The following is a 23,453-nucleotide window of genomic DNA, read 5'->3' on the forward strand; positions in this document are numbered from 1 at the left end:
TGGCGGCTCCTTCCTTCAGATCATCCAGCCCAGGGATGCAGCAGCCCACGCGTTGGGCCACGCGCCTGCATTGCTAGACTCCCGGCACTGCAAATGGAGCGCACCGCGTGGAGATGGAAACCCTGAAGGCCGCGCGGCGGCCACCGGTGTTCGGTGGGCTGTCGTTGCTGGCGGTGCCGGTGGGTGGTGGTGTCGGGATCATTGCCGCCGCCGGCTACGGCGGTTACGGCGCGGCGATTGCCGGGCTGATGGTCGCGGTCTGCGTGGCGGCCGTCATCGGGCTGGCGTGCCTGATGCTGTCGCGGCTCAACAATGAGCGCTATGCGCCGCTCGCATGGGCCGGTGCGGTGCTCAGCGTCATTCCCGGCGTGATGCTGCTGGTCGTCATCGTGCTGCGAGGTTGACGCTGATTGCCTCAGACGCGCATCACCGACGTGGCGGCAGCACCGCCAGCACGCCATCGAGCGCCAGCTGGGTGCGAAACCCGGCCTTGCTCAGCCGCTTGCTCACTTCGTTGGGCACGTCGCGGCCGCTGGTGAGCTTGTTGGGCGCGCCGGTGTAATGGAACAGGCGCCCGCCCGGACGCAGCACGCGCGCCAGCTGGTCGTAGAACACCTGCGAATACAGCTCCCCGGCAATGCCGAAGCGTGGCGGGTCGTGCAGGATGGCATCGAATGCTGCATCGGCCAGCGTGGTGATGTGCTGCGCCACATCGCCATGGGTGAGGTGCAGGCGGCCGGCCGCTGCTGCCGCGTCCGGATCCGGCGACCAGGGGTTGAGCGTGCGCAGCCACAGCACGTCGGCGTTCTTTTCGAACGACTGCAGCTGCGCGACGCCGGCCTCCAGGCAGCAGGCCGCGAAGTAGCCGAGGCCGCCGCAGGTGTCGAGCACGGTCTTGCCGCGCGGTTCCACCAGCGCCACCTTGCGTTGCGCATCCTCGAACGGCGAGAGCTGCGCGGAGGGCAGCATCTTGATGCCATCGATCTCGAAGGTGGGCGGGCCCCAGTCGGTGGGCACCAGCTTGATCAAGCTGCTGCCAAAGCGCGAGATGGGTTCGAAGTCGTCGCCATCCCAGAAATACAGCGTGCGGTCCTTGAGCTTGCCCGGATACGGGTAGCCCTTGCCCCGCCACTGCCAGGTCTGCGCATCGAGCTCGGCGGTGGCCGTGGTGCGGCCCAGGTCCAGCGAGCCGGTCCAGCGTGGGAGCCCCTTATCGCGCGCGGCAAGCAGGGCGAGGGCGTCGGAGCGGGTCAGCAGGGGGCCGGAGTAATGGGGCACGATGGCGGTCTGCACCGGGCCGCGCCACACGCACGACCAGGCTGAAGGGGAGGGACCGGCATCGTACCTGAGCCATTGCGCCGCGGCATCGGGGCAATGCGTACGTGTTGGAGGCCGTTGTGCTGGCGTAGCGCTGGCGGCTTGGCCACCCTTGGGAGCGCGCGGACGACGACCCGGTATGCAAGATGCGCTTGTGCACTGCGTGGCATGCACATTTCGAAGCGACTGCGCTCCGCAAGCGGGCCGCGCTGGGCCAACACACCGCCGTGTCGCTGCTATCGCGGTACTACCGTGCCCGGATTCACCGCGCGCCAATTCCGCTTGAGCGCATCGCACCGCATACTTGGCCATGCCGGCATCGACACCGCGTCGGATGCAGCGCCACTGCGGAGTGCCGTCCATGCTGAAGGGTGTCTTGTTGGGGTTTGCGTGCTACGCGGCCTATTCGATCAGCGATGCGTTTGTGAAGCTGCTGGAAGGCACGCTGCCGGCCTATGAAGTGCTGTGCCTGGGCGCGTTGCTGATGCTGGTGGCGGTGCCGTTCCTGAAGAAGCCCGAAGACCGCTTGCGCGAGCTGGTGATGGCCAAGCAGCCGGCGCTGTGGCTGTTGCGTGCGCTGACCGGCGCCATCGGCAACCTGACCTCGGTGATCGCCTTCACCACCTTGCCGATGGCCGAAGCGTTCGCGCTGATCTTCCTGATGCCGATCTTTGTGACCGTGCTGTCGGTGGTGTTCCTCAAGGAGGAAGTGCGCTGGCGGCGCTGGTCGGCGGTGATCGTCGGCTTTATCGGTGTGCTGATCGTGCTGCGGCCGGGCTTCCGTCACCTCACCCATGGGCATGTGGCCGCGATCGTGTGTGGCCTGGTCGGTGCGATTTCGGTGATCACCTTGCGCATGGCCGGGCACAGCGAAAAACGCCTCACCCTGTACGGTGCCGGCGTGATCGGCCCGCTGGTGATGGGCGCGATCTTGATGCTGCCGACCTTCGTGTGGCCCACGCTCTACCAATGGGGACTGCTGGCCGGCTACGGCCTGTTGGCGGGCCTGGCGGCGATCTGCCTGATGTACGCCACGCGCATGGCCCCGGTCAGCGTGGTGGCGCCCACCCAGTACAGCCAGATGCTGTGGGCGATCGCTTTCGGCTACCTGTTGTTCCACGACCACCTGGATTGGCCAATGGCGGTCGGCATTGCGCTGATCCTGGGCGCCGGGCTGTTCACCCTGGTGCGCGAGGAGCAGGTATCGCGTTGGTGGCGACGCACCAAGATTGTGTGAGGTGCGGCGCCTTGTGCCGCTGGGAATGGGGAATCGGGAATGGGGAATCGTAAGAGCAGCTGGTGGCGCTGATCATTCCGGCGCAGCGCCTTTGCGATTCCCGATTCCCGATTCCCCATTCCCGACATCACAGCGTGATCGTCAGCGCCCCCGCCAGTGCTCGACGATGCGCGCATAGTCGCCACTGGCCTTGCTCAGATGCAGCCATTGATCCACGTACGCCTTCCATGCCGCGTCGTCGCGCGGGAGCAGGAAGGCTTTCTCGCTGTATTGCAGGGGTTGCTCAGGTGCAACCGCGCACAGGCCGGGCAGGCGCGCCTGCTGGAACGTGGCTTCGGAGGCGTCGGTGATCATCACGTCGGCGCGGCCCTGCCGGAGTTCTTCGAAGATGGTGGTGTTGTCTGCAAACAACCGCAGGTTCGCCTGCGGCAATTGGCGCCGTGCGAACGCCTCGTTGGTGCCGCCGGGCGGCTCGATCACACGCACCTCCGGGCGATTGATCTGGGCGACGCTGCGATAGCGCGCCTGATCGGCGCAGCGCACCAGCGGAATCTTGCCGTCGACATCCAGCACGCTGCTGAAACTGGCCTGGCGCTGCCGTTGCAAGGTCACCGAAATGCCGCCCACCGCCAGGTCGCAGCGATCGGCCAGCAGGTCGTGCATCAGCTGTGGCCAACTGGTACGGACGAACTGCACCCGCGCATCCAGGCTGTCTGCCAACGCCTGTGCCAGCGCGATATCGCTGCCCTCGAACTGCCCATCGGCGCGCAACAGCGAATACGGGCGGTAGTCGCCGGTGGTGCAGACGCGCAGCACGCCGGCGCGCACCACCGCATCCAGGCGCGAGGCCGGTGCTGCTGCCGTAGCGGCGCCGCACAGGAGCAGCAGCATGATCAGAAGACGTGGGCGCATGACGGCGGCCTGGAGGGCGGAGCCCCATGATAGCCACTGGCCCGCAGGCAACCACAGCGCAGCGGTGCGCGCTCAGCGTCAACGGCATGTCAGCGCCCGCGCGCTGCGGCTCACGGCCTGCTAGCGCTGCGCGCACTAGCGTCGAGCACAGGTTCCCAGCTGGAGATGTCGCATGATCCTGTATTCGCTCAACACCGATCCGCCTGCGTCCGTTGTCTCGCAGTTTCGCTTGCACGGCACGCCGGGGCCGCAACGCGACGACGACTTGCCGCCCTCGAACGACCCCTCGCCACGGCGCGGCGGTATCGACGATGAAGTGGGCGATCTCGACAACCCCGAGAACGACGACGATCAGGCATTACCCGGGCGCGTCGGTGGTGGCCTGGCGGGTGGTTGATGCACCTGGATTGCACCGGCGAAACTACCCAAGTAGAGGCCGATGCGACGTTGCATAGAGGCCGCGCCGTCGTTCGCTGCCAGAGGCGCATGGTAATAACAGCATGGCCTCATTGCCGTTTACAACAGCGCCAATTAGCGTATACCGCTATTTGGTCGGTATTGCTGGCGATTCACGGTGCTCTACTCGAGCGGCCAAGCGTTGGCCACACGCGCGCAACTGCGTAAGGCTGGCTCGCTGAAGCTGATGACTGTGTCTCTGGCGCTGCGTGTGTGAAGCAGTTGCACGGGCACCAACGTGGCGACGGCCGGTGCGTACAGCCGGTGCGTGACAGCGACTCGCACGCACCGGGCTGACCCAGCGAGATCAACTAGCGGCGCTGAAAGCGCTTGTCGCTCTAGACAAGCAAACGATCTAAACAAGTCCACGCCCGTTAACCAATCCAACGCTCAGTTCAGGCAAACCACCTGTTCGCGCTACGGAAACTGCACATGCCCCGGTTCGAAATACGCCGGCTTGCTGCCGTCTTCTGGCAGACGTGGCAAGGTATCGGTGAGGACCTTGCCGCGAATGTCGGTGATGCGCAGGGTTAGCGGTTGGTTGCCCAGTTGCTCGCCCAGGAAGTGGTTGTAGTCCATCTTCTGCAGGTTCTTCCAGGTGCTGCCTTGCTTCACCTCCAGCTTCACCACCGGATAGGCGTGGTTGCGCACCTGGATCGCCGCCCACCAGCGTGAGCTGCCTTCCTTGATGCGGTATTGCAGGTTGCCGGTGACCGGCGCGCGTACCACTTTCCAGCTGATCGGGATGCGCCCCTGCACCATGTCGCCGATCGCCGCGAACGCGTTGTGCGATAGATCCAGGCCGCCGGATGCGCCCTCCGGATACAGGTCGGTCACGTAGACCGTGGTGGTGCCCTTGGGGCCGTTCACCTGCAGGTACGCGCCGGCAAGCGCGGCCTTGACGCCACCGAAGTTCAGTTGCACCGGGTTGAGCGCGGTGATGAAGGCATCACTCGGAATGGGGTCCAGCAGGAGCGCGCCGCCAGAGTAGCCGGAGCCGGTCACGGTGGCGGTGCCGGTGAAAGTACTATTCCACGGCTTCTTCCCACTCGCATTCTTCGTGCTGTCGCCGGTTGCTGTCGCAATGGCGGGCATCACGGGTAACCTGCCCCAGGCATGACGCAAGATCAGCAGTTTGTCTGCGCGGGGGCTGCCATCCGGCGCCAACAGGCCGCCGTTGTTGGCATTGCCCGTTTCCCAACTGCCGAGAAATGCGCTGCGTATTCCTGCGTTTGCCAAATAACCGCTCAATGCGGTTTGCCATGCCGGGTCACGCGGGTCGCCATCGCCCAGTCCACCGCCGAGGCTGACGGGTACCACTGCATGGTCGATTGCGAATTGGCCGAAGTCGCGTTGCCACATGGCGGGCAGTGCCTGCGCAAATCCGGGTGCGGCGAAAGCATCGGTCGTATCGCGATCCGGGCCCGCCAACTTCGGCATCAACACCAAGTGTCGGCGAGCGATGTCCAGCGGCACGCACGCGAACGGCTGAAGATTGCTGCCAGGCGCCTTGCGCTCTGGGTCACTGCACACCGCATTGCTGCCCACACCTTCCACACCGACGACCCAGCGCGGTGCCTGCGCCAGCACCCTTGCAACTGCGCGCGACGCTACCCGGTTCCAATCCTGATCCGCCGCGTTTCCTGCCCAGCTGGCATTGCGATAGCCGCTGCTGCCAAGGTCAATGCCCAGGACATTGGCGTTGCCGCCATAGCGGCGTGCCAGCGTAACCAGGCCGCGCGTCCATGCTTGCTGCTGTGCGCCCAGGAGCGGTGCGCGGTCATCGCAGCCTCCATCTGCAAACGCGAACATCACCTGCATCCCGCGCTGGCTTGCGGCATGCACCACTGCGTCGAGCAGTTGCAAGGAATCTAATCCGCGCAGCGTGGAATCGCCGGCAACTTCTGCAGCTGCCACAGGGGCGCGTTGCAGAACAGCGGCGCAGACCGGCACACGTACGGCATTGATGTCTGACGCCTGCATCCGATCCAGCAGTTGCGCCAGTGTGTTGTTGCGCATGCCGACGGCCGCCAACCCGGCGCGATCGAAGCCGGGCCAGGTGACCCCGCGAATGTGCAGCGTCTGACCTGTTGCATCGACAAGGGGAGCTTGCGTACTGACCTGCATCGCCGGCGCGGTGACCGGGATGAGCGTTGCGAGCGCGATCAAGAAATGGATATGTGATGGCATGGACGTCTTCTGGAGTGTGTTATGTACGGTTGCGTGCGAAGCGGCCTGTGCGGGTGGAGACAAAAGGGCGCAGCTCCCCGGCAACGCGCGCGATGCAGTCCCGGCATGCCACAGGCCGGGTTGGCCGTCAGCGGCACGGAGTGGACGCTGCGCCGCTTGCCGTGGCGCTACCGAGCCTGTGCCATGCAGCGCCCGTTCCGCCAGCGACGGCATCTGCTCCGATGTCATCTCATTCGAAGCGCATGCCGCGCTCCAGACAGAGGTAGAGCAGCACGACAGCGATTGAAATGGCGGGCGCAAGGCGCCGCCATCGTGGTTGCAGCGCTCCTCCCGCGGCCGAGGAGCGGTAGAGCACACTAGCCTCTACCGCTCTGTGGCAACGCAGTTATCGCATCACCGATGCGGTGTCGCGCTCACGGTGACCGAGCTCGCGTCTGCACCCGATGCGCCGTTGGCCGTTACCTTGTAGTAGTACGTGGTGCCGTTGGTGAGCGTCTGGTCCACATATGAGGGCGAGGTCAGGCCCGATGCGACGGTGATGGGAGCAGCGGTTGCGTCGGCGACACGTTGCACCGTGTAACCCGTGGCACCGGCAACGGGCGACCAGCTGAGCCTGACCTCGCCATCCGCTGCATTGGCGGTCAACCCCTTGGTCGCCGTCGGCCGACTGGCGGGCACCGCGTCGGTCGACGCCGACTGCAGCGCCGCCTTGGTCGAGGTGCCGATGGCGGGATACGCGTTGGCGACCAACTGGAGGAACTGCGCGTGGAACCAGTTACCGGCGATCGGCGCGTTCGGCAAGGCACCCGTCAACGTGCCGTCCGGCGTCGTATAGGTCGGGTCGCAGTATCTGTCGAAGCCCTTGCCCTGGTTGTTGAGGATGGACTTGCTGGCGCCGTCGGATTCGCCCGGTCCCTTACCCCACACCAAGGCATGGATATGCCCGCCGGGTGCCGCGGTCGGCGGCATGCCGATCCCCGCACCACTCTGATTGCACCAGTTGCCGCGATGGAGGCGACGGTCCACGCGTCCGGAGTCCACGTAGGTGTTGATGTCATTGCCGCTGGCAGATGCAGGGCGCGCTTTGCCGCCCCAGCCGTTGCGACCGGTGTCGATCAGAAAGCCGATCTTGCTGGACCAACCCGCGCCGACGAAGCCGTTGTAGAGCGCTTCCGCATAGGTCGATTCGTCGAAGAAACTGTTCCATTGATAGAAGTTGGACGAGCGAATGGGCTGGCCACCGATCGTCAGGTCCGGATTGGGCAGGTTCGGCTCATGAAGCGGCGTGTAATTGGCGGTGTTGGTGATGAAGCCATCCGCACTGGCCAAACCGGCTGCCGTTCCCTGCACGACCCGTGTGTATAGCGAAATTGCCGGGCTACGGTTGCTATCCCACCCCAGCCAGCCGGAATGGCCGATATCCAGGTAATTGTAAAGATTGGGAGTGGCATGGAGCTTGTCGAGCGCGTACTTGATGGCGGCCTCGTAAATGCCGCTGGATGCCGCCTGGCCGCAGGCGGGCGTGCTTTGATTGGTGACAAGATTCGGAAGGCTGTCCGGCTCGATGATGTTGACGATCCGAAGATCTTTGTATTTCGGATTGGCCAACGTCGATGCGATGACGTCGATGTATTCGGTCTTGTAGCGCTGCAAGCCGGCTTGCGTCAGTGGTAGCTCGCCGTTGGAGGCCAGCGCATGGCAGTCGCGCCCCGGCATGTCGTAAATGACAAAGCCGACCGTGATAGGCGTATTGGCCTTTTTCTGCGCCAATGCCGCATCCAGGTGGCCTTGCAGACTTAGGCGGCCGGCGTTGCGCGAGCCGCCATAGATCGCGTTGATCGAATCCAGCCAGACGGAGGTCGGATAGGACTTGACGACCTGCATCTTGGCTTTCAGTTGCACATCCTTGACCTTGACGATCGACGAGTTGACTTCCTTCGAATAATCGGGATTGAGATACCCGCTCGCGCCGACAAACGGGTTGTCGACATGGCTCTGGGCGGATGCGGCAACGGGAACGAGCAGCGCGCCTGTCAGCAACGAAACGGCGAGCTTGGATGTGACGCAGGGTCGGAGGTTTGTCGAAGATGACATTGAATTTCGCCTTGAGATGGGAAATGGTGAAACGGTGTGTAATTAGTGAAATATCAAGATGTCGCGTGATTCTCCGTGACTGGTGGTTTCTCTCGATGGATGCCCGCTCGGGGTGAGTGATGCACGTGCGCAACCGAACGCGCCCCAGATGCGCGTGCATCGGTGGTCCTGCGCCGGGGGCGATCGGCGCAGGAGATGGTGCGGTATGTCGCATTCAAGCTGCTCGCCGTATTCGCGCATCGGTCGGCGCAATGCGTCGATTCCGTTGCCCGTTTGAGCGCAGCTGCAGCGGGCTGACGCCCAGGCGCACCGGGCGATTGTGTGCCGCGTCGTTGCGGCTCATGCCCGCTTTCGTCGACCCGCCTGCCGCGACCATCGACCGGCATGGCCGGCGTATTGATCGACAACGGCAGCAGGCCTTGCAGGCAAGGTGTGGCTGGAGATGCACGGGAGACTGTCTGGCGAGGCGAAGAACGTAGAAGGCCAGCATCGATGGCGCGAATCCGTGCGCGGCCTCTAGAAAGCGAACTCTACAATAAAGCAGATCCTGGAACTGTGGACGACTACGCTCACCATCTGCGAAAGGTGTGGAGTTATTGCAGATGCCGATTATGTGGAGACGCCAACGCCAACGCCAACGCAGACGGATATCGTTTATTCGGAGAGTTGATTCATAAAGATAATATCGAAAGTTATTTAATGCTGCCAGAAATGTTTTATTTTCGACTTTAGGAGTGGGGCGGAAAAGTATATTTCCCTGGATTATGTTGGATGTCAGTCTCGGTTGGCGTCGTGGTTCCGGGGCATTCCGCCACAGCTTGCGATTCCCGGTGCCTGGCAGTGAACGCGAACCAGCGCGTCTGACCTGGATGCCGGTGTCGGAAGACCTCGGGATGGTTCGATGCGAGGTCGCTACGGTCGAGATGGCGTGAGCAGGTACCGGCAGACTGAGCTGCATGCAGTGCGGATTGTCTCCGCCGGGAGCGCGGTACGGCCTGAACGCTGGTTGCGGTCTTGGGGCGGTGCAGGTCTGCGACGCGGGCCTTGCCCAGGTCGTTGCAGAGGACCTGTCCACCACAGCCTGGCATAAGGCGCGCCCCCTGGCACGCATGGGCGCGATCTCGTATTTTTGTCGGCTTGCTCACCGTTGGTGCCGTGCCCATGTCCGACCCGTCCGCGCCCGATCATCTGCAACGCAGTCTGTCCAACCGCCACCTGCAACTGATCGCGATCGGCGGTGCGATCGGCACCGGCCTGTTCATGGGCTCCGGCAGAACGATCAGCCTGGCCGGGCCGTCGATCCTGTTCGTGTACCTGATCATCGGCGTGATGCTGTTCTTCGTGATGCGCGCCATGGGCGAGCTGCTGTTGTCCAACCTGGACTACAAGTCGTTCATCGACTTCTCCACCGATCTGCTCGGGCCCTGGGCGGGGTTCTTCTGCGGCTGGACGTACTGGTTCTGCTGGATCATCACCGCCATTGCCGATGTCATCGCGATTGCAGCGTACGCCCAGTTCTGGTTTCCCGAACTGGCGCCATGGGTGCCGGCGGTGCTGTGCGTGCTGCTACTGCTGGCGTTGAACCTGGTCACGGTGAAGTTGTTCGGCGAGATGGAATTCTGGTTTGCGCTGATCAAGATCATCGCCATCTGCGCGTTGATCATCACCGGTGCGGGCCTGGTGATGTGGGGCTTCCGGTCGCCCTCCGGCCACGTGGCATCGCTGAGCAATCTGTGGAACGACGGCGGCATGTTCCCGATGGGAATCGGCGGATTCTTTGCCGGGTTTCAGATCGCGGTATTCGCGTTCGTTGGCATCGAGCTGGTGGGCACCACCGCTGCGGAAACCGCCGACCCGCAGCGTAATCTGCCCAAAGCGATCAACTCGATCCCGGTGCGCATCCTCATCTTCTACGTGCTGGCGCTGATCGCGATCATCGCTGTGACGCCGTGGCGGCAGGTGGTGGCCGACAAGAGCCCGTTCGTGGAGCTGTTCGTGCTGGCCGGTGTGCCGGCGGCAGCCAGCCTGATCAATTTCGTGGTGCTCACCTCGGCCACTTCATCGGCCAATAGCGGCATCTTTTCCACTAGCCGCATGCTTTACGGCCTGGCCGAAGAACGCAACGCGCCCAGGGGCTTTGCCAAGCTGACGCGGGCAGCGGTGCCGGCGCGCGGCCTGCTGTTCTCGTGCATCTGCCTGCTGCTGGGCGCGATGCTGGTGTATCTGATTCCCGATCTGGTCACCGCATTCACGCTGGTCACCACGTTGTCGGCCGTGCTCTTCATGTTCGTGTGGTCGTTGATCCTGTGCGCGTACATCGCGTACCGGCGCAAGCGCCCGGAGCAGCATGCGGCTTCGGCGTTCAAGATGCCCGGTGGCGTGTTGATGTGCTACGTGTGCCTGGCGTTCTTCGCCTTCATCATCGTGTTGCTGACCTTGCAGCCCGACACACTGCACGCACTGCTGGTGAGCCCGCTGTGGTTTCTGGTGCTGGCGATCGCCTATTGGGTGAAGCGAAACCAGTTGCCCACAGCTCGCTGAGTATGGGCCGCGCCGCCGCATGCGGCCGGCGGCGTGGCCGTGGCGTCGTCGCGGGCACATGGGGCAAACACGACCGCCAGCTGAGTGCAGACAGCCGCCGGCGTTGACGCAGGTGAGGCGGCACCGGATGCTCGCCAGCATTCTTCCGCCATGGCCCGCCGCATGATCACCATCCACTCCACCTCCGCCGCCGATCACACGCAGGGATGGTGGGTGGACCTGTGCCAGCCCAGGGCGCAGGAGTTGGCCGAGGCGGCCAAGCGGGTGGGCTTTGCGCTGCCCGACCGCGCGGCGATCGGCGAGATCGAATTCAGTAGCCGGGTGCGGCACGAAGGCGATGTGCTGTTCCTCAACGTGCCGCGCTTCCAGGACGACGACGGCCCGACCGCGCCGCTGGGCTTTGCAGTCTCGGCGCACATGCTGGTCACCCAACGCGAGCAGCCGATGGGCTCGCTGGATGCAGTGGCCGCGCGGTTGGCGCACGCGCCCTGCCGGGGCGGCGACGACCTGCTGCTACGCATCTTCGATCAACTGGTCGGCCACCTGGCGGACCGTCTGGAAGCGCTGGAAGCAGAGATCACCGAGACCACGCGCGCGGTGTTCGACACCTCTGCCAAGACCAAGACGGGCGCGCTGGAGCGCATGCTGCACCAGGTGGGCGACATGGGGCGCCGCCTGGGTGGGCTGCACAATGCAGGCCAGGGGCTGCTGCGGCTGGTGACGTACCTGGATGGCGCCGCCCCCGAGTGGTTTGGCGACGATGCGCCCAGGCGCATTGGGTTGCTGCACAAGGACCTGACCACCTTGAGCGAATTCCAGCAGCACATGGACGACCGCATCGAGTTCCTGCTCGACAGCGTGCTCGGCATGATCAACATGGAGCAGAACAACGTCATGAAGGTGATGGCGGTGGCGTCGGTGGTCGGCATTCCGCCCACGGTGCTGGTCGGCATCTGGGGCATGAATTTCGCGCACATGCCCGAGCTCAAATGGCACGACGCGTACTACTGGGCGCTGGGCGTCATCGCGCTGAGCGTGGTGGTGCCGCTGGCCTGGTTCCGCAAGCGCGGATGGGTGTGATGCGCCGCCCAGGTTGCGCGTTGCCCGTTTTCACAACGCGTTGGTGCTGGCTGGCAGCTGGTAATCGACCAGCTAGCGCTAACCAGTAGTGCCGGTTGGTTGCGCGTTTCTTGCATCGATAAATGCATGCAATGCCGATTTTTCGGCAAGGGTGAGATGCGCTGCATGATCGGCGCAGGCGCGCGCCTGCGCAAACTCATCGTTCAATGCATGCAGGATGGAAATCAATTGCGGCAGGCCGTACTTGTAGTCATGAGTCAGCCCTCCCGCAAAGTTTCGATAGATGCGCGGCAGTTTTGAAAGGTGGGTGTTCGACAGTGCGCTGAGGTCGAAAATCTTCGATGCGAATGCATCGAAGATGCCCAGGTCCTCTACAAGAGCTTTGACGTGCTGATCCCCATTGCCCGATACGTCGAAATAGTAGCTGGTGTCCCTCGCGCTATTGGCTGGCGTGAACAGACGTAGGTTTCCCCAGAGCGTGGCCGGGTTGACCGCTGGAGGAGCGAAAAGCGTCTCGCCAATGCGGTTGACCTCGGGCAGGTCGACAAAGACCAACACATCGGCCGAGACGATATTCTTTGGATAGCCGGCGGCGGTGATGTCGTAACCGATTCTGGCCTCGCAGGCGGCGGTCTGTTTGACGAACGCGGCCCGACTCCTGTTGTAGCTGTATCCCAGCTCACCAAGTGCGGCGTCGATCCGATGCTGAAGCTGCTTTTTGAATTCGGCTTTCGTCGTCATTGTCGTCGCTCACGCGTGTGGCGCCAGAACCGTTGCACTCGACACGGCGTTGTCGAAGCAACGTGCATCGCCGCCGATTACGGCTGGCGATAACGTGGCCGACATGGATGTGTGTTGCCCAACCACGCAATACGCAGCTGGGCAACGGGTATCAGCCCTTGGCCTGGAAGCTGGCTTCTTCGTATGGCTGCACCACCACCCAGCCTTCGCCGGCGAAGCGCATCTGCAGGCTTTCGCCCGAGCCGCGGCCGAACAGCGTGCCGATCGAGACATCGGTCACCAGCTCCGGGGTCAGCGTGCCGGACCAGGCCACCGTGGCGTTCGGGTCGGTGAACACCGGGCCGCTGGCGGCGGTGACCGGCAGGGTCAGCGGCTCGTAATGCGAGGTGATCGCCACGATGCCGTGGCCGCTCAGGCGCACGTTGAAGAGGCCGCCGGACAGCATGCCGGCCACTTTGCGCATCATCGTGATCTTGTGTTCGACGCCCGACTCGAACGCCAGCACGTCGTTGCCATTGACGAAGATCGCCTCGCCGTTCAAGCGCAGCAGCGTGACCAGCTTGCCGAGGTCGGCCAGATACACGCGGCCCTGGCCTTCGGCCTTCATCAGCTGCATGCCTTCACCGCTGACTGCCTTTTTCAGCAGGTTGCCCAGCCCTTGTTCCAGCAGGCCCTCGCGGGTGAACTTGACGTTGCCGGTGCGCGCGACCATGGCGCCGGCCTTGGACCAGACCATGCCGTCCAGGCGCACCTCGAGCAGATGCGGGTTTTCCAGTTCGAACGGATCGGGGCTGACGTCCTTTTCCTTGGAATGGGCGAGAAATTCGTTGAGCGTGCGTACGGCCATGGGTCCGTCCTGGAAGTGAAAGAGTGCGCATGATACCCGCCGCCCGCGTACCTGACGGCAGACAGGGCGATGCATGCGCTGCCCCGCAGGCTTCCGCGCGCGTGGCCGATTGCCTGAGGTGCAGTTCCCTTCACAGCTGCCCCGTTGTCGCACACGCCGCATGTGCTGGCCGGTGGCCAGTTGCGATGCGTGACGAAGGCCACGAGCTGCCTCGTAGGAGCGCGCTTGCGCGCGATGCGGCGCTCTCGGTCAAGCGCCATCGCGCGCAAGCGCGCTCCTACCAACAGCCGTCGTCGATCAGGCCGCAGTGCTGCCGGCGCTGCTGGCGTGGCATGCGCCAACCACCGCCACGCTCAGGGCGCGGCGGGCTCGGGCTTGCGCTTGGCCTTGGCCGGCGCCTGGGTGGCGCCCGGTGAGGGGTATAGATTCAACAGCATCAACGTGACGCCATTGGTCCAGCCAAAGCCGTCCTGCAATGCATATTCGCCACCGCCGCCGCCGGCTGCATCGGCGTCCAGGCCGTATTTTTCGACCAGCTTGTGCTCGCGCGCGAATAGCGCCTGCACCTGGGTGAGGAAGCGCTCGCCGATGGTGCGGGCCAGGCCGTCTTCGCCGTAGCGACGCAGGCCGTCCACGGCCACCCATTGCAATGGCGCCCAGCCGTTGGGTTCGTCCCACTGCTGGCCGGTCTTCAACGCGGTGGTGGCCAGGCCGCCGGGACGCAGCAGGCGGGCGCGCACGCTGGTGGCAGTGCGCTTGGCGTGGTCGTCCGAAGCCAGGCCGGCGAACAGCGGGTACAGCGCCGCCGCGGTGACCTGGTTGCTCAGCGTGCGGGTCTGCCAGTCGTAGTCGGCGTAGTAGCCGGCTGCATTCCACAGGTGCGCGTCGATGGCCTGCTTGCGCTGCTGTGCGAGCGCAGCGTAGTCCTGGCTGCAGGCGGTACCGGTGTGCGCGCAGGCCTGCGCCAGGGTGCGTTCCAGGTGATAGAGCAGGCTGTTGAGATCGATCGGCACGATCGCAGTGGTGCGGATGGTGCTCAGCGTCTTGCCGTCGGCCAGCCAGCGGCTGGTGTAGTCCCAGCCACTTTCGGCGCCGGCGCGCAGGTCGCGGTAGACATCGGCGGCCGGGCGGTCATGCGCCTCGGCAGCGGTGCGGGTGTCGTGCAGCCAGGCTTCCGGGCGCGGGGTATCGCGCTCGTCCCAATAGCGATTGAGCACGCTGCCATCGGCCAGTCGCACCACATGGCGTGCGGCCTGGCCGGGTTGCAGATCCTCGCCGCCCTGCATCCAGTACGCGTATTCCTTCTGCAGCTGCGGCAGGTAGCGCTGGTACACCGCCTCGCCTTCCACGCCGGCCTGCAGTTCCACCATGTAGGAGAAGAACGGCGGCTGCGAGCGGCTCAGGTAGTAGGTGCGGTTGCCGTTGGGGATGTGCCCGTAGGTGTCGATCAGGTAGGCGAAGTTGTCCAGCATCTGCCGGCTCAGCGTGGTTTCGCCACTTTTCACCAGCCCCAGCATGGTGAAGTACGAATCCCAGTAATACACCTCGCGGAAGCGTCCGCCCGGCACCACGTACGGGTGCGGCAACGCCAGCAGGCTGCTGTGTGCGGGCACGTTGGTCTGGCTGCGCACCAGCTTGGGCCACAGCGCGTCGATGTGCTCGCGCAGCGCGGTGTCCTGGCGGATCGCATCGGTCTGTACCGGCGGCGATTCCTCGAAGTTGGCATCCACGAACTTGCGCAGGTCAAAGCCGGCATGCTCGTGCTGCGCCAGATAGTCGGCGTTGATCAGCGCTGGGTCGCGCAGCGGCAGAAAGTCGACGAAATGCTTCTGGTCGTCGAACAGCTCGCCGCGCTGCACGGCCTGGAACAGCTCCGGATACGCCAGATCGGGCGTGGGCGGCGTGGGCGCGGGCGCGCTGACCACCGCACCTTCCAGCGGCGTGGCCGCCAGGGCGCAGGGCGCAACGAACATGCTCAGCGACAGACCAAGCAACGAGGTGCAGCACGGGGGCGCAGCAGCGCTCATGGCATCTCCAGAACGGGCGGGGGCGTGCGGCATGGTAAACGACCGAAGTGGCGGGTGGAGCCGCAGGCGCTGTGTCGGGGGACCGGCACGCCGCACGCGGCAAACGGGGTTCAGCAACGTGATCTCGCGCAATGCCGCGTGATGCAAGGCCACACTGCCGATTCAGGCCTATCGGCCTGTGCCAGCGCAGCTTGAGCACACGGCGGTGCGTGTCACATGTCAGGGCTGTTGCAAGATGCGCGCCACCGCGCGCTAGCGGCCGATTCCCAGCAGCTGTTGCAGCTGCAAGGCATTGGGCACGGCCAGCCCGGCAGCAGTGTTATCGAAGATCACCCACTGCTCGCTCGCCGCATGCGCGGCCATGCCGCTGCGGACCGCGGCCGCCAGGCGCTGCAAGGCGGCGTTGTCGTATCCGCTGTAATAGACCTTGGGGGTGCCGTGCCAGCGCCAATATGCCGGCGCGCCGGGCATGCCTGGCGCGTCGGGCAGCGCGGCGGCAGGCACCGGTGCCGGGTCGGCCGCACACCGCGCGATGCGGTGGCGGTGCAGCAGCGCCTGCGCCTGGGCGGTGAACCAGCTGGGATGGCGCGGCTCGCACACCACTGCGCCGTCCCAGCGCCGGCGCAGGACGGCAAAGAAGCTGGCCGCCACGCGTGCATCGAATACCGCGCTGGGCGGCAACTGCAGCAGCAGGCAGCCCAGGCGCTCGCCCAGCGCGCCCGCCTGCGCCAAACGCGTCCAGCAATGGACCGGCCTGGTGCAGCCGCGCATCGTGGCTGATGCTGCGCGGCAGCTTGACCGAAAAGCGAAAGTGCGTTGGCACGCTGTCGGCCCAACGCGCGTAAGTGGACGCGCGATGCGGGCGATAGAACGAGGAGTTGATCTCCACTGCATCCAGGCGCGTGGCATAGCGCTGCAGCACGCTGCTGCCGGCGCCGAACTGTGCGCGCTCGGCTGCGGGAATCGACCAGCCCGCGCAGCCGCAATACACCCGTGGCAGGGCGGTGGCAGCGGGCTGCGGGGGCGGTGCGGAGGTGGACACGCCGCACTGTATGCAGGCAGGCGCGTCTGCACGATGTCTGCACTGCGCTCACGGCCGACTCACGCCGCGCTTCGATACTGATGGCATGCCTGAAGGTCCGTCCCTTGTCATCCTGCGAGAAGAAGCCGCGGCGTTTGTCGGCCGCAAGATCCTGCGCGTGCAGGGCAACAGCAGGCAGGACATCGCCCGTCTGCAACAGCAAAAAGTGCTGGCGCTGCGCAGCTGGGGCAAGCATCTGTTGATCGAATGCGCGCAGTTCAGCGTGCGCATCCACTTCCTGTTGTTCGGCAGTTACCGCATCAACGAAGACAAACCCAACGCCGTGCCGCGGCTGAGGCTGGAATTTTCCAAGGGCGAGACACTCAATTTCTACGCCTGCTCGGTGCAGTTCATCGAACGCCCGCTGGATGAGGTGTACGACTGGAGTGCGGATGTGATGAATCCGCTGTGGGATGCCGCGCAGGCACGGCGCAAGTTGCGTGCCGCCCCGCAGCTGCTGGCCGCCGATGCGCTGCTGGACCAGAGCATTTTTTCCGGCGTGGGCAACATCATCAAGAACGAAGTGCTGCACCGCATCCGCGTGCATCCGGAAAGCCAGGTCGGCGCCTTGCCGGCGCGCAAGCTGGGCGAACTGGTCACGCAGGCGCGCGAGTACAGTTTTGATTTCTACACCTGGAAAAAGGCCTTCGTGCTGAAGAAGCACTACCAGGTGCACACCAAAACCACTTGCCCGCGCGATGGCGCGCCGCTGCAATACCGCAAGCACCTGGGCAAGGCCGGCCGGCGGGCGTTCTTCTGCGAGGTGTGCCAACGCCGCTACCGGCTGGAGGAAGCGTGACCTCCGTCGCAACGTGAATGGCGGCTGGCCCGATGCCGGCAGACAACGAATTCCAAACGCGCCGGTCCGCGCGGCCCGCTAGATTTGCGCGTTGCGCGGCGCCCCGAGGCGTCGGCGCCCGCTTATCACCCCCCTTTTGGTCTGCCGCATTGTGATGACTCGCAAGCAGGAATCGCTTATCCCGCATGTTGCCGCTGCCGCATGCACGGGCGCGATCCTGTTCTTTCTTGCCTGTCTGTTGCTGTACATGCCGCCGCCGCGCGACAGCGTCCGGCACGACGACAGCTTGCAGGTGTACTTCGTGCCACGCGCGCTGCCGACCCTGCCGCAGGCCGTGCAGCCGCCCACACCGCAACAGCGTGCGCAACGCCCGCGTGCCGCCACGGCCGCGGCCCGCGCCGCACTGCCGCCCACACGCACGCCGCCGCCACCCCGGCAGGTGGCCGCATCCACCGCGACCGCGCCTGCCGAGGCGTCGATGGCCGCCCAGCTGTACACCCGCGAAGGACGCCTGCGCATGCCACCCGGCGCGCAGATCGATCCGCTGGCGCAGGCCGGTGCGGTGCCGCCGGGCATGGACGATGCCCGCGTGGCAGCCAAAACGCGCAGCGTGATGGAGCGGGTCAACCCGGTGCAGTACCAGGAAACGCGCTTTGCCAAGGACTGGAAGAGCGATGGCACGCTGGGCGATGTGGCGATGCAGGGACTCAATCGCGGCATGAAGAAGCTCAACGACAAGATCAACGGGCCGCAGACGCAGGTGGCCAAGGCACGGCCGCCGCCGGAGGTGCGCTTCAACCCGGCGCTGGCCGGCAACCAGGCCGAGATGGGCAGCGCTGCCACCGGCGATGCGTACAAGGCGGCGCCGATCGCGCACGAGAGCCTGCCAGATCTCAAGGGCGAGGCCAGCCGGCGCATCCGCGATGCATTGGCGGCGCTGGAGCAACGCAGCGCCCGTTGCGAAGCGGCCACGCGCACGCCTTTGCTCAGCACGGTCCGCGGCCACCTGGCCGACCTGGAGCGTGCCGAGCACGCCTTGAACAACGGCGCCGATCCGGTCCTGGCCGCGCAGTTGCTGCCGCGGCAGGCCGACAGCGCCTACGACCTGGCGCGCCGCGCGCTGTGGTACGCGGATCGCCAACTCAAGCAGTGTGCGGCTGGGTGATCCGCGTGCACATCGCATAGGGTTCGTTGCGAAGGCTATGGTTCGCGTGACCTGTCGCGGGGCATTGCGTTGAGTGCGCTGGTGGTCGCGGTTTTGTGTGGTGCGCTTGTTTCGGTGCGCGTCGTCGTTGCGAATGGGGGCGCCGATGCCGCGCGTGGATTACGTAGGCGTGGCGTCTTACACCTCTTATCGCCAACGCCAGGCACGCACCTTGCCGGCGCTGCGAAGGTCCTTGGTCATCGATCCGTGCAACGCAGCAGCGCATCTCAGCTGCTTGCGGGCGCTTAAGTGCGCGCAGTTCGACTGGACGACGGCGTGGCAGTGCAGGGTGATCGCTGCATCGGCGCATCAATGTAACTGCGCGCGGGCCGTTGAAAGTGCGGTTGCTGCTTGCCGTGGATGCGAGCAAGGACGTGCGCAAGGGACGTCCATTTTTTCTGAAGGCTAAGCGGTACCTGAGACGACGTAGATCCAGTCGGATGGACGACGGCGTGGCAGTGCAGGGTGATCGCTGCATCAGCGCATCAATGCAACCGCGCTTGCGTCGTTAAGAGTGCGGTTGCTGTCTGGCGTGAGTGCCGGGCAAGGACGTGCGCAGGGGGCGTCCATTTTTTTTAAAGTTGCGCGATACCTGAAACGACGCAGATCCTGGTCTGCAGCGCATCTGCAAATGCGGATGCGTCAGCGCTTCCACGAGACGCGTTGTTCAAACCGATGCAGCGTTACGCCTGGCTGAGAACAAACACCCCAGTCGCCACCACCGCCGCACACATCCACAAGGCTGCGGATGCGTGCCTGCGGTCCTCTGGCGCTACTGCGCCAGTCCCTGCCGGTAGCGATCCTTCTCCGCGCTCAGCGCCACTTCGGCCCGCAGGAAGACCTGGCCGATCGGCTCGTCGGCGCGCGCGGCGTAAGCCTCGCCTACCAGCACGGTCAGGCCATGCGCATGCTGCTGCTCGGCGATCTCGCGCAGCCCCTGCAACTTGCGTTCGGCATCGTTGCCGCGCAGCACCGCGATGAACTCGGCGCTGTCGGTGACCCGGTCCACGCTGTCGCCGCTGGCCTGCAGAAAGCTGGCCAGGGTCTGGTCGAGCTGTTGCAACGCACGTCCGAGCAGGCGCTCGCTTTGCTGCTGGGCCAGGGCGGCCAGTTCCTGCACTTCCAGAATTACCAGGTGATAGCCGGTGTCGGCGTCGGTAATGGTCGCGGTGCCCGCCGCCGCCGCAGGAGCGGCCGGTTGCAGGATGGCGTCACGTTCGCGCTGCAGTTCGCGCTGGCGTTCGTCCAACAGGCGCATGGCGACGCGGGCCAGCGCTTGCAGCCCGGTGCGCTGGGCCTCGTTGAGGGCGCGCGGTTCGGTGTCCAGCACGCAGACCGTGCCCAGCGCCACGCCCTCGGAGGTCACCAGCGGCATGCCCGCGTAGAAACGCGCGCCCACCTCGCCGGTGACCACCGAAATATCGGTGAAGCGCGGGTCCTTGGTCAGGTCCGGCACTTCCATCAAGTGGTCCGGGCTGCGGATCGCGTGGTCGCATACCGCCTGGCTGCGGTCGGTCTGTTGCAGGTCCAGCCCTAAGCGGGCCTTGAACCACTGGCGGTCGCGGTCCACCAGCGACATCAGGGCAATCGGCGTCTCGCACAGCGATGCGGCCACCTGCACGATGTCCTGGTAGGTGTCTTCGGGCAGGCTGTCGACGATGCGATAGCCATCCAACACCTGTTGGCGCGACGCTTCGTCTGCCATCGGCATGTCTTTCATTGAATGCGCCATGTCAGCAAGGAAGGACGCCACGCTAGCGGGCAGGCCGATAACGTGGCGTGGATATCACCTGCGCGCACGCAGGCAGTAAACGCGATCATGCACTAACGGTAACGCGCGCTGCCCTGCGCATTGCCATGTGGCTGCAATGCTCGGCGTTCGCACGGCTGCCGAGATCCAGCAGGCCACCGTCTGGACGCGTGCGGACGGCTCGCAGAACCGCCGCCTACGTTGTGCCTATCGGTTCCCACGGATCGGCCGCGCCTGCCTTTGGGAGGGGGCTGCGCGGCCGTGCCGATCAGCGCTTGACCGGCTTGCCGTCGGTGTCCAGCACCTGCACCTCGCCCAGCTTGAGCGCGCGCACCGGGGCTTCGATCTTCTTCAGGTCGCCCACGATCACCCAGGTCATCGCGTTGGGCGCGATGATGTCCTTGATGGCGGCTTGTGCGGCCGGCTGATCGATCGCTTCCAGGCGCGGCTTGAGCGTCTGCACGTAGTTGTCCGGGCGGTCGAACTGCACGATGCCCTCAATCGCACCGAGCACCGCACCAGTGGTTTCGAAGCTGCCGGGCAGGGCGCGGATGCGCTGGTTCTTGATCTTCTCGATCTCCTCTGTGGTCAGCGGCTTGTCGCCGATGATGGCCGTGGCTTCCTTGAAGATTTCATTGGCGGATTCGGCGGTCTTGTCGGTCTGCACCGGCGCGGCAAACATGTATGGCCGCTGGCCCTGCGCATCTACCAGTTGGGTGCGCGCACCGTAGGCCCAGCGCTTGTTCTCACGCAGGTTCATGTTCAAGCGCGAGGTGAAGGTGCCGCCGAAGGCGCCATTGGCCACCGTAATTGCCAAGTTGTCCGGCGCCTTGGTCGACGGTGCCAGCAGGCCGGCCAGAATCACCGATTGCGGTGCGTCCGGGCGGTTGATCAGGTAGACGCGCGGCTTGGGCTGCGCGGCCACGTTGACCAGGTTCTTCTTCGGCACCGGTGCGGCCGGGGCCTTCCAGTCGCCGAAGGCGGCATCCAGCTGCGGGATGATCTGCGCCAGCGTGGTATCGCCGGCTACCAGGATGCGCAGGTTGTCCGGACGCAGCCACTGGCTGTGGAAGGCCTGCAGGTCCTTGGCATTGAGGCTCTTGATTGCCGCCTCGGTGCCGCTGCCGGTAAGCGGGATGCCGTACGGATGCTTGTCGCCGTACAGCAGCGGCGGCAGCGCCCGCAGGCCCAGGCTGTTGGGCTGGGTCTTTTCCTGCGCGATCCCGGCCAGCCACTGGCCACGGATGCGTTCGATGTCCGCCGCCTTGAAGGCCGGGTTGCGCACGATGTCGGAGAACAATTGCAGCGACGGCTGCAGCTGGTCGTTGAGGGCATTCAGCGAGGCGCTGCAGCTGTCCAGATCGCAGCCCACCTCGGTGATGGCGCCCAGGCGCTGGCGGCGCTGCGCCACTTCCACCGAATCCAGCGACGCGGTGCTCTCGTTCATCAGCGCGGCGCTGAAGCTGGCGGTGCCAAGCTTCTTGCCCTGGTCGGCGGCGTAGCCGGCGTCGAACAACAGCTCCACCTGGGTGACCGGGATGGTGTGGCGTTCGGCCAGGATGACTTCCACGCCGTTCTTCAGCTTGCCGCGCTGCAGCTGCGGGAAGCTCAGGTCCGGGAAGCTGGCGGTGTCGGGCACGCCCTTGCTGCGATCGAGCTTGCTGGCGGTAACCTTGTACTTGGCCGCCGCCGGCAGCTTGGGCGCAGGCTTGCCCGGCTCGGTGCCACGCGCGACCACGGCCTTGTCTTCGGCGGCGGGGTCGAAGTCCTTGCCGGCCGGCAGTACGGTGAGCAGGTAGTCGCCCTTGCCGAACCAGGTCGATGCGGCCTGCTTGACGCTGCCGATGGTGGCGGCCTGGCCGCGCTGCAGGTCCTGCTTGTAGGCACCCGGGTCGCCACGATAGACCTGGCCCTCGGCCAGGATCACCGCCTTGCCACCAAAGCCGCCCACCTTCTCCAGGCCGCGCACAAAGCCGGCGCGGTAGGCCACCTGGGCACGTTGCAGTTCGTCGGCGGTGGGCCCTTCGGCGAGGAAGTTCTTCAGCTCTTCATCGATGATGGCCTCGACCTTGGCCGGGTCCACGCCATCTTTCACGTCGGCCTGGATCTGCATCTGGCTGGCCAGCGCGAACGGCTGGATCGCCGCGGAGACGTCGTCCACCAGCTGGTCCTGATAGACCAGGCGCTGGTACAGCCGCGAGGTCTTGCCGCCGCCCAGCACGGTGGTGGCCAGATCCAGCTGGATCATGTCGTCGGTGCCCAGCTGCGGCGCGGCCCAGGTGCGGTAGATGCGCGGCTGCGACACATGGTCGTGCTGCACCCCGCGCTTCTGTGCGGCCAGCGGGGTCACCCACGGCTGCTGACGCGCCACCGGCTTGCCGGACGGGATATCGCCAAAGTACTGCTCGGCCTTGGCGCGGGCCTGCGCCACGGTGATGTCGCCGGCCAGCACCAGGGTGGTGTTGGCCGCGCCGTAGTTATCGTTGAACCACTGTTTGACATCCGCCAGCGAGGCCGCGTCCAGGTCTTCCATCGAGCCGATGGTGTCGTGCTGGTACGGATGGTTGGCCGGGAACAGGTTGGACAGGATGTTCTGGTCCACGCGGCCATAGGGGCGGTTTTCGCCCTGGCGCTTTTCGTTCTGCACCACGCCGCGCTGGGTGTCGAGTTCTTCCTGGCCGATGGCGCCGAGCAGGTGGCCCATCCGGTCCGATTCCAGCCACAGCGCGGTATCCAGCGCGGTGGTCGGCACGGTTTCGAAGTAATTGGTGCGGTCGAACCAGGTGGTGCCGTTCATGTCGGTGGTGCCGACCTTTTCCAGCGGCGCGAAGAAGCTGCCCTTGTTGTTTTCCGAGCCGGAGAACATCAGGTGCTCGAACAGGTGCGCGAAGCCGGTCTTGCCGGCCGGCTCGTCGCCGGAACCGATGTGGTACCAGATGCTCACCGCCACCACCGGCGCCTTGTGGTCTTCATGCACCACCACGGTCAGGCCGTTGGGCAGGGTGAAGCGGGTGTAGGCGATGTCGGGAATGGCGCTGCTGTTCGCAGTCTTGGACAGGCTGGCCGGGGCGGCCTGTGCGGCGGGCGGAACGGTACCGGCAGCAACGCCGAGCACGCCGGCGATCAACAAGGACAACGGACGCAGCATGTGACACTCCAGGGGCAGGACAATCGGCC

At 65.2% G+C, this 23,453-nt stretch carries 16 protein-coding genes and 2 pseudogenes; 8 read left to right on the forward strand and 10 right to left on the reverse strand.

Going from position 1 to position 23,453, the window contains the following annotated elements; all coding sequences use genetic code 11:
* Positions 1–113 precede the first annotated feature (113 nt).
* Positions 114–404 (forward strand): hypothetical protein, encoded by a 291-nt coding sequence (locus ACCQ09_RS03140; RefSeq protein ID WP_016944772.1) that lies wholly within the window; start codon positions 114–116, stop codon positions 402–404.
* Positions 405–426: 22 nt separating this feature from the next.
* Here the strand turns inward: ACCQ09_RS03140 and ACCQ09_RS03145 are convergent, their stop codons facing one another.
* Positions 427–1,278 (reverse strand): class I SAM-dependent methyltransferase, encoded by an 852-nt coding sequence (locus ACCQ09_RS03145; RefSeq protein ID WP_372363251.1) that lies wholly within the window; start codon positions 1,276–1,278, stop codon positions 427–429.
* Between the two features lie 400 nt (positions 1,279–1,678).
* On the opposite strand from ACCQ09_RS03145, the gene ACCQ09_RS03150 reads away from it, so the two are divergent.
* Positions 1,679–2,554, forward strand: a complete 876-nt coding sequence (locus tag ACCQ09_RS03150) for a DMT family transporter (protein ID WP_012437301.1) — start codon at positions 1,679–1,681, stop codon at positions 2,552–2,554.
* Between the two features lie 141 nt (positions 2,555–2,695).
* Here ACCQ09_RS03150 and ACCQ09_RS03155 read toward each other — a convergent pair whose 3' ends face one another.
* Positions 2,696–3,466, reverse strand: a complete 771-nt coding sequence (locus tag ACCQ09_RS03155) for a transporter substrate-binding domain-containing protein (RefSeq protein WP_019237225.1) — start codon at positions 3,464–3,466, stop codon at positions 2,696–2,698.
* A gap of 172 nt (positions 3,467–3,638) precedes the next feature.
* Between ACCQ09_RS03155 and ACCQ09_RS03160 the strand changes: the two genes are divergently transcribed.
* Positions 3,639–3,863, forward strand: coding sequence for a hypothetical protein (locus ACCQ09_RS03160; RefSeq protein ID WP_011038628.1), 225 nt, complete (start codon positions 3,639–3,641; stop codon positions 3,861–3,863).
* Between the two features lie 476 nt (positions 3,864–4,339).
* Here ACCQ09_RS03160 and ACCQ09_RS03165 read toward each other — a convergent pair whose 3' ends face one another.
* Both ACCQ09_RS03165 and ACCQ09_RS03170 read right to left on the reverse strand, forming a co-directional pair.
* Positions 4,340–6,112: an expansin EXLX1 family cellulose-binding protein gene (locus tag ACCQ09_RS03165; protein ID WP_011038627.1), complete on the reverse strand. Its 1,773-nt coding sequence runs from the start codon at positions 6,110–6,112 to the stop codon at positions 4,340–4,342.
* 393 nt (positions 6,113–6,505) lie between these two features.
* Positions 6,506–8,152 carry a glycoside hydrolase family 6 protein gene (locus tag ACCQ09_RS03170; protein ID WP_029217054.1) on the reverse strand — a complete coding sequence of 549 codons (1,647 nt, stop codon included), beginning with the start codon at positions 8,150–8,152 and terminating at the stop codon, positions 6,506–6,508.
* Positions 8,153–8,325: 173 nt separating this feature from the next.
* Between ACCQ09_RS03170 and ACCQ09_RS03175 the strand changes: the two are divergent.
* The 3 genes and pseudogenes from ACCQ09_RS03175 to ACCQ09_RS03185 all read left to right on the forward strand — a co-directional run bounded on the left by ACCQ09_RS03175 (position 8,326) and on the right by ACCQ09_RS03185 (position 11,827).
* A pseudogene (locus ACCQ09_RS03175) lies at positions 8,326–8,685 on the forward strand (hypothetical protein).
* A gap of 682 nt (positions 8,686–9,367) precedes the next feature.
* Positions 9,368–10,747 carry a D-serine/D-alanine/glycine transporter gene (gene cycA / locus ACCQ09_RS03180; RefSeq protein ID WP_040940565.1) on the forward strand — a complete coding sequence of 460 codons (1,380 nt, stop codon included), beginning with the start codon at positions 9,368–9,370 and terminating at the stop codon, positions 10,745–10,747.
* Positions 10,748–10,909: 162 nt separating this feature from the next.
* Positions 10,910–11,827, forward strand: coding sequence for a CorA family divalent cation transporter (locus ACCQ09_RS03185; RefSeq protein ID WP_040942219.1), 918 nt, complete (start codon positions 10,910–10,912; stop codon positions 11,825–11,827).
* 78 nt (positions 11,828–11,905) lie between these two features.
* Here ACCQ09_RS03185 and ACCQ09_RS03190 read toward each other — a convergent pair whose 3' ends face one another.
* The 4 genes and pseudogenes from ACCQ09_RS03190 to ACCQ09_RS03205 all read right to left on the reverse strand — a co-directional run bounded on the left by ACCQ09_RS03190 (position 11,906) and on the right by ACCQ09_RS03205 (position 16,484).
* Positions 11,906–12,568, reverse strand: a complete 663-nt coding sequence (locus tag ACCQ09_RS03190; protein WP_014509069.1) for a hypothetical protein — start codon at positions 12,566–12,568, stop codon at positions 11,906–11,908.
* Between the two features lie 151 nt (positions 12,569–12,719).
* Positions 12,720–13,415, reverse strand: coding sequence for an AIM24 family protein (locus ACCQ09_RS03195; protein ID WP_012437307.1), 696 nt, complete (start codon positions 13,413–13,415; stop codon positions 12,720–12,722).
* A 353-nt stretch (positions 13,416–13,768) separates the two neighbouring features.
* Positions 13,769–15,442: an alpha,alpha-trehalase TreA gene (gene treA / locus ACCQ09_RS03200; protein WP_014509068.1), complete on the reverse strand. Its 1,674-nt coding sequence runs from the start codon at positions 15,440–15,442 to the stop codon at positions 13,769–13,771.
* A gap of 252 nt (positions 15,443–15,694) precedes the next feature.
* Positions 15,695–16,484 (reverse strand): annotated as a pseudogene (locus ACCQ09_RS03205) (DUF72 domain-containing protein).
* A gap of 85 nt (positions 16,485–16,569) precedes the next feature.
* Here ACCQ09_RS03205 and ACCQ09_RS03210 point away from each other — a divergent pair.
* Complete coding sequence (locus ACCQ09_RS03210) at positions 16,570–17,322, forward strand: DNA-formamidopyrimidine glycosylase family protein (protein ID WP_228428305.1); 753 nt, start codon at positions 16,570–16,572, stop codon at positions 17,320–17,322.
* Positions 17,323–17,476: 154 nt separating this feature from the next.
* Positions 17,477–18,487 carry a hypothetical protein gene (locus ACCQ09_RS03215; protein WP_115571920.1) on the forward strand — a complete coding sequence of 337 codons (1,011 nt, stop codon included), beginning with the start codon at positions 17,477–17,479 and terminating at the stop codon, positions 18,485–18,487.
* Between the two features lie 811 nt (positions 18,488–19,298).
* Here the strand turns inward: ACCQ09_RS03215 and ACCQ09_RS03220 are convergent.
* Together ACCQ09_RS03220 and ACCQ09_RS03225 are read right to left on the reverse strand one after the other, a co-directional pair.
* The gene (locus ACCQ09_RS03220) at positions 19,299–20,246 is read right to left on the reverse strand and encodes a GAF domain-containing protein (protein WP_175611691.1); all 948 of its coding nucleotides are present in this window, start codon (positions 20,244–20,246) and stop codon (positions 19,299–19,301) included.
* Positions 20,247–20,544: 298 nt separating this feature from the next.
* A complete protein-coding gene (locus ACCQ09_RS03225; protein WP_228428304.1) occupies positions 20,545–23,424 on the reverse strand; it encodes a M16 family metallopeptidase in 2,880 nt (959 codons plus the stop codon).
* Between the last annotated feature and the right edge of the window lie 29 nt (positions 23,425–23,453).

The organism is Xanthomonas sp. NCPPB 2586 (assembly GCF_041475775.2).
In the GTDB taxonomy this organism is placed as follows: domain Bacteria; phylum Pseudomonadota; class Gammaproteobacteria; order Xanthomonadales; family Xanthomonadaceae; genus Xanthomonas; species Xanthomonas campestris.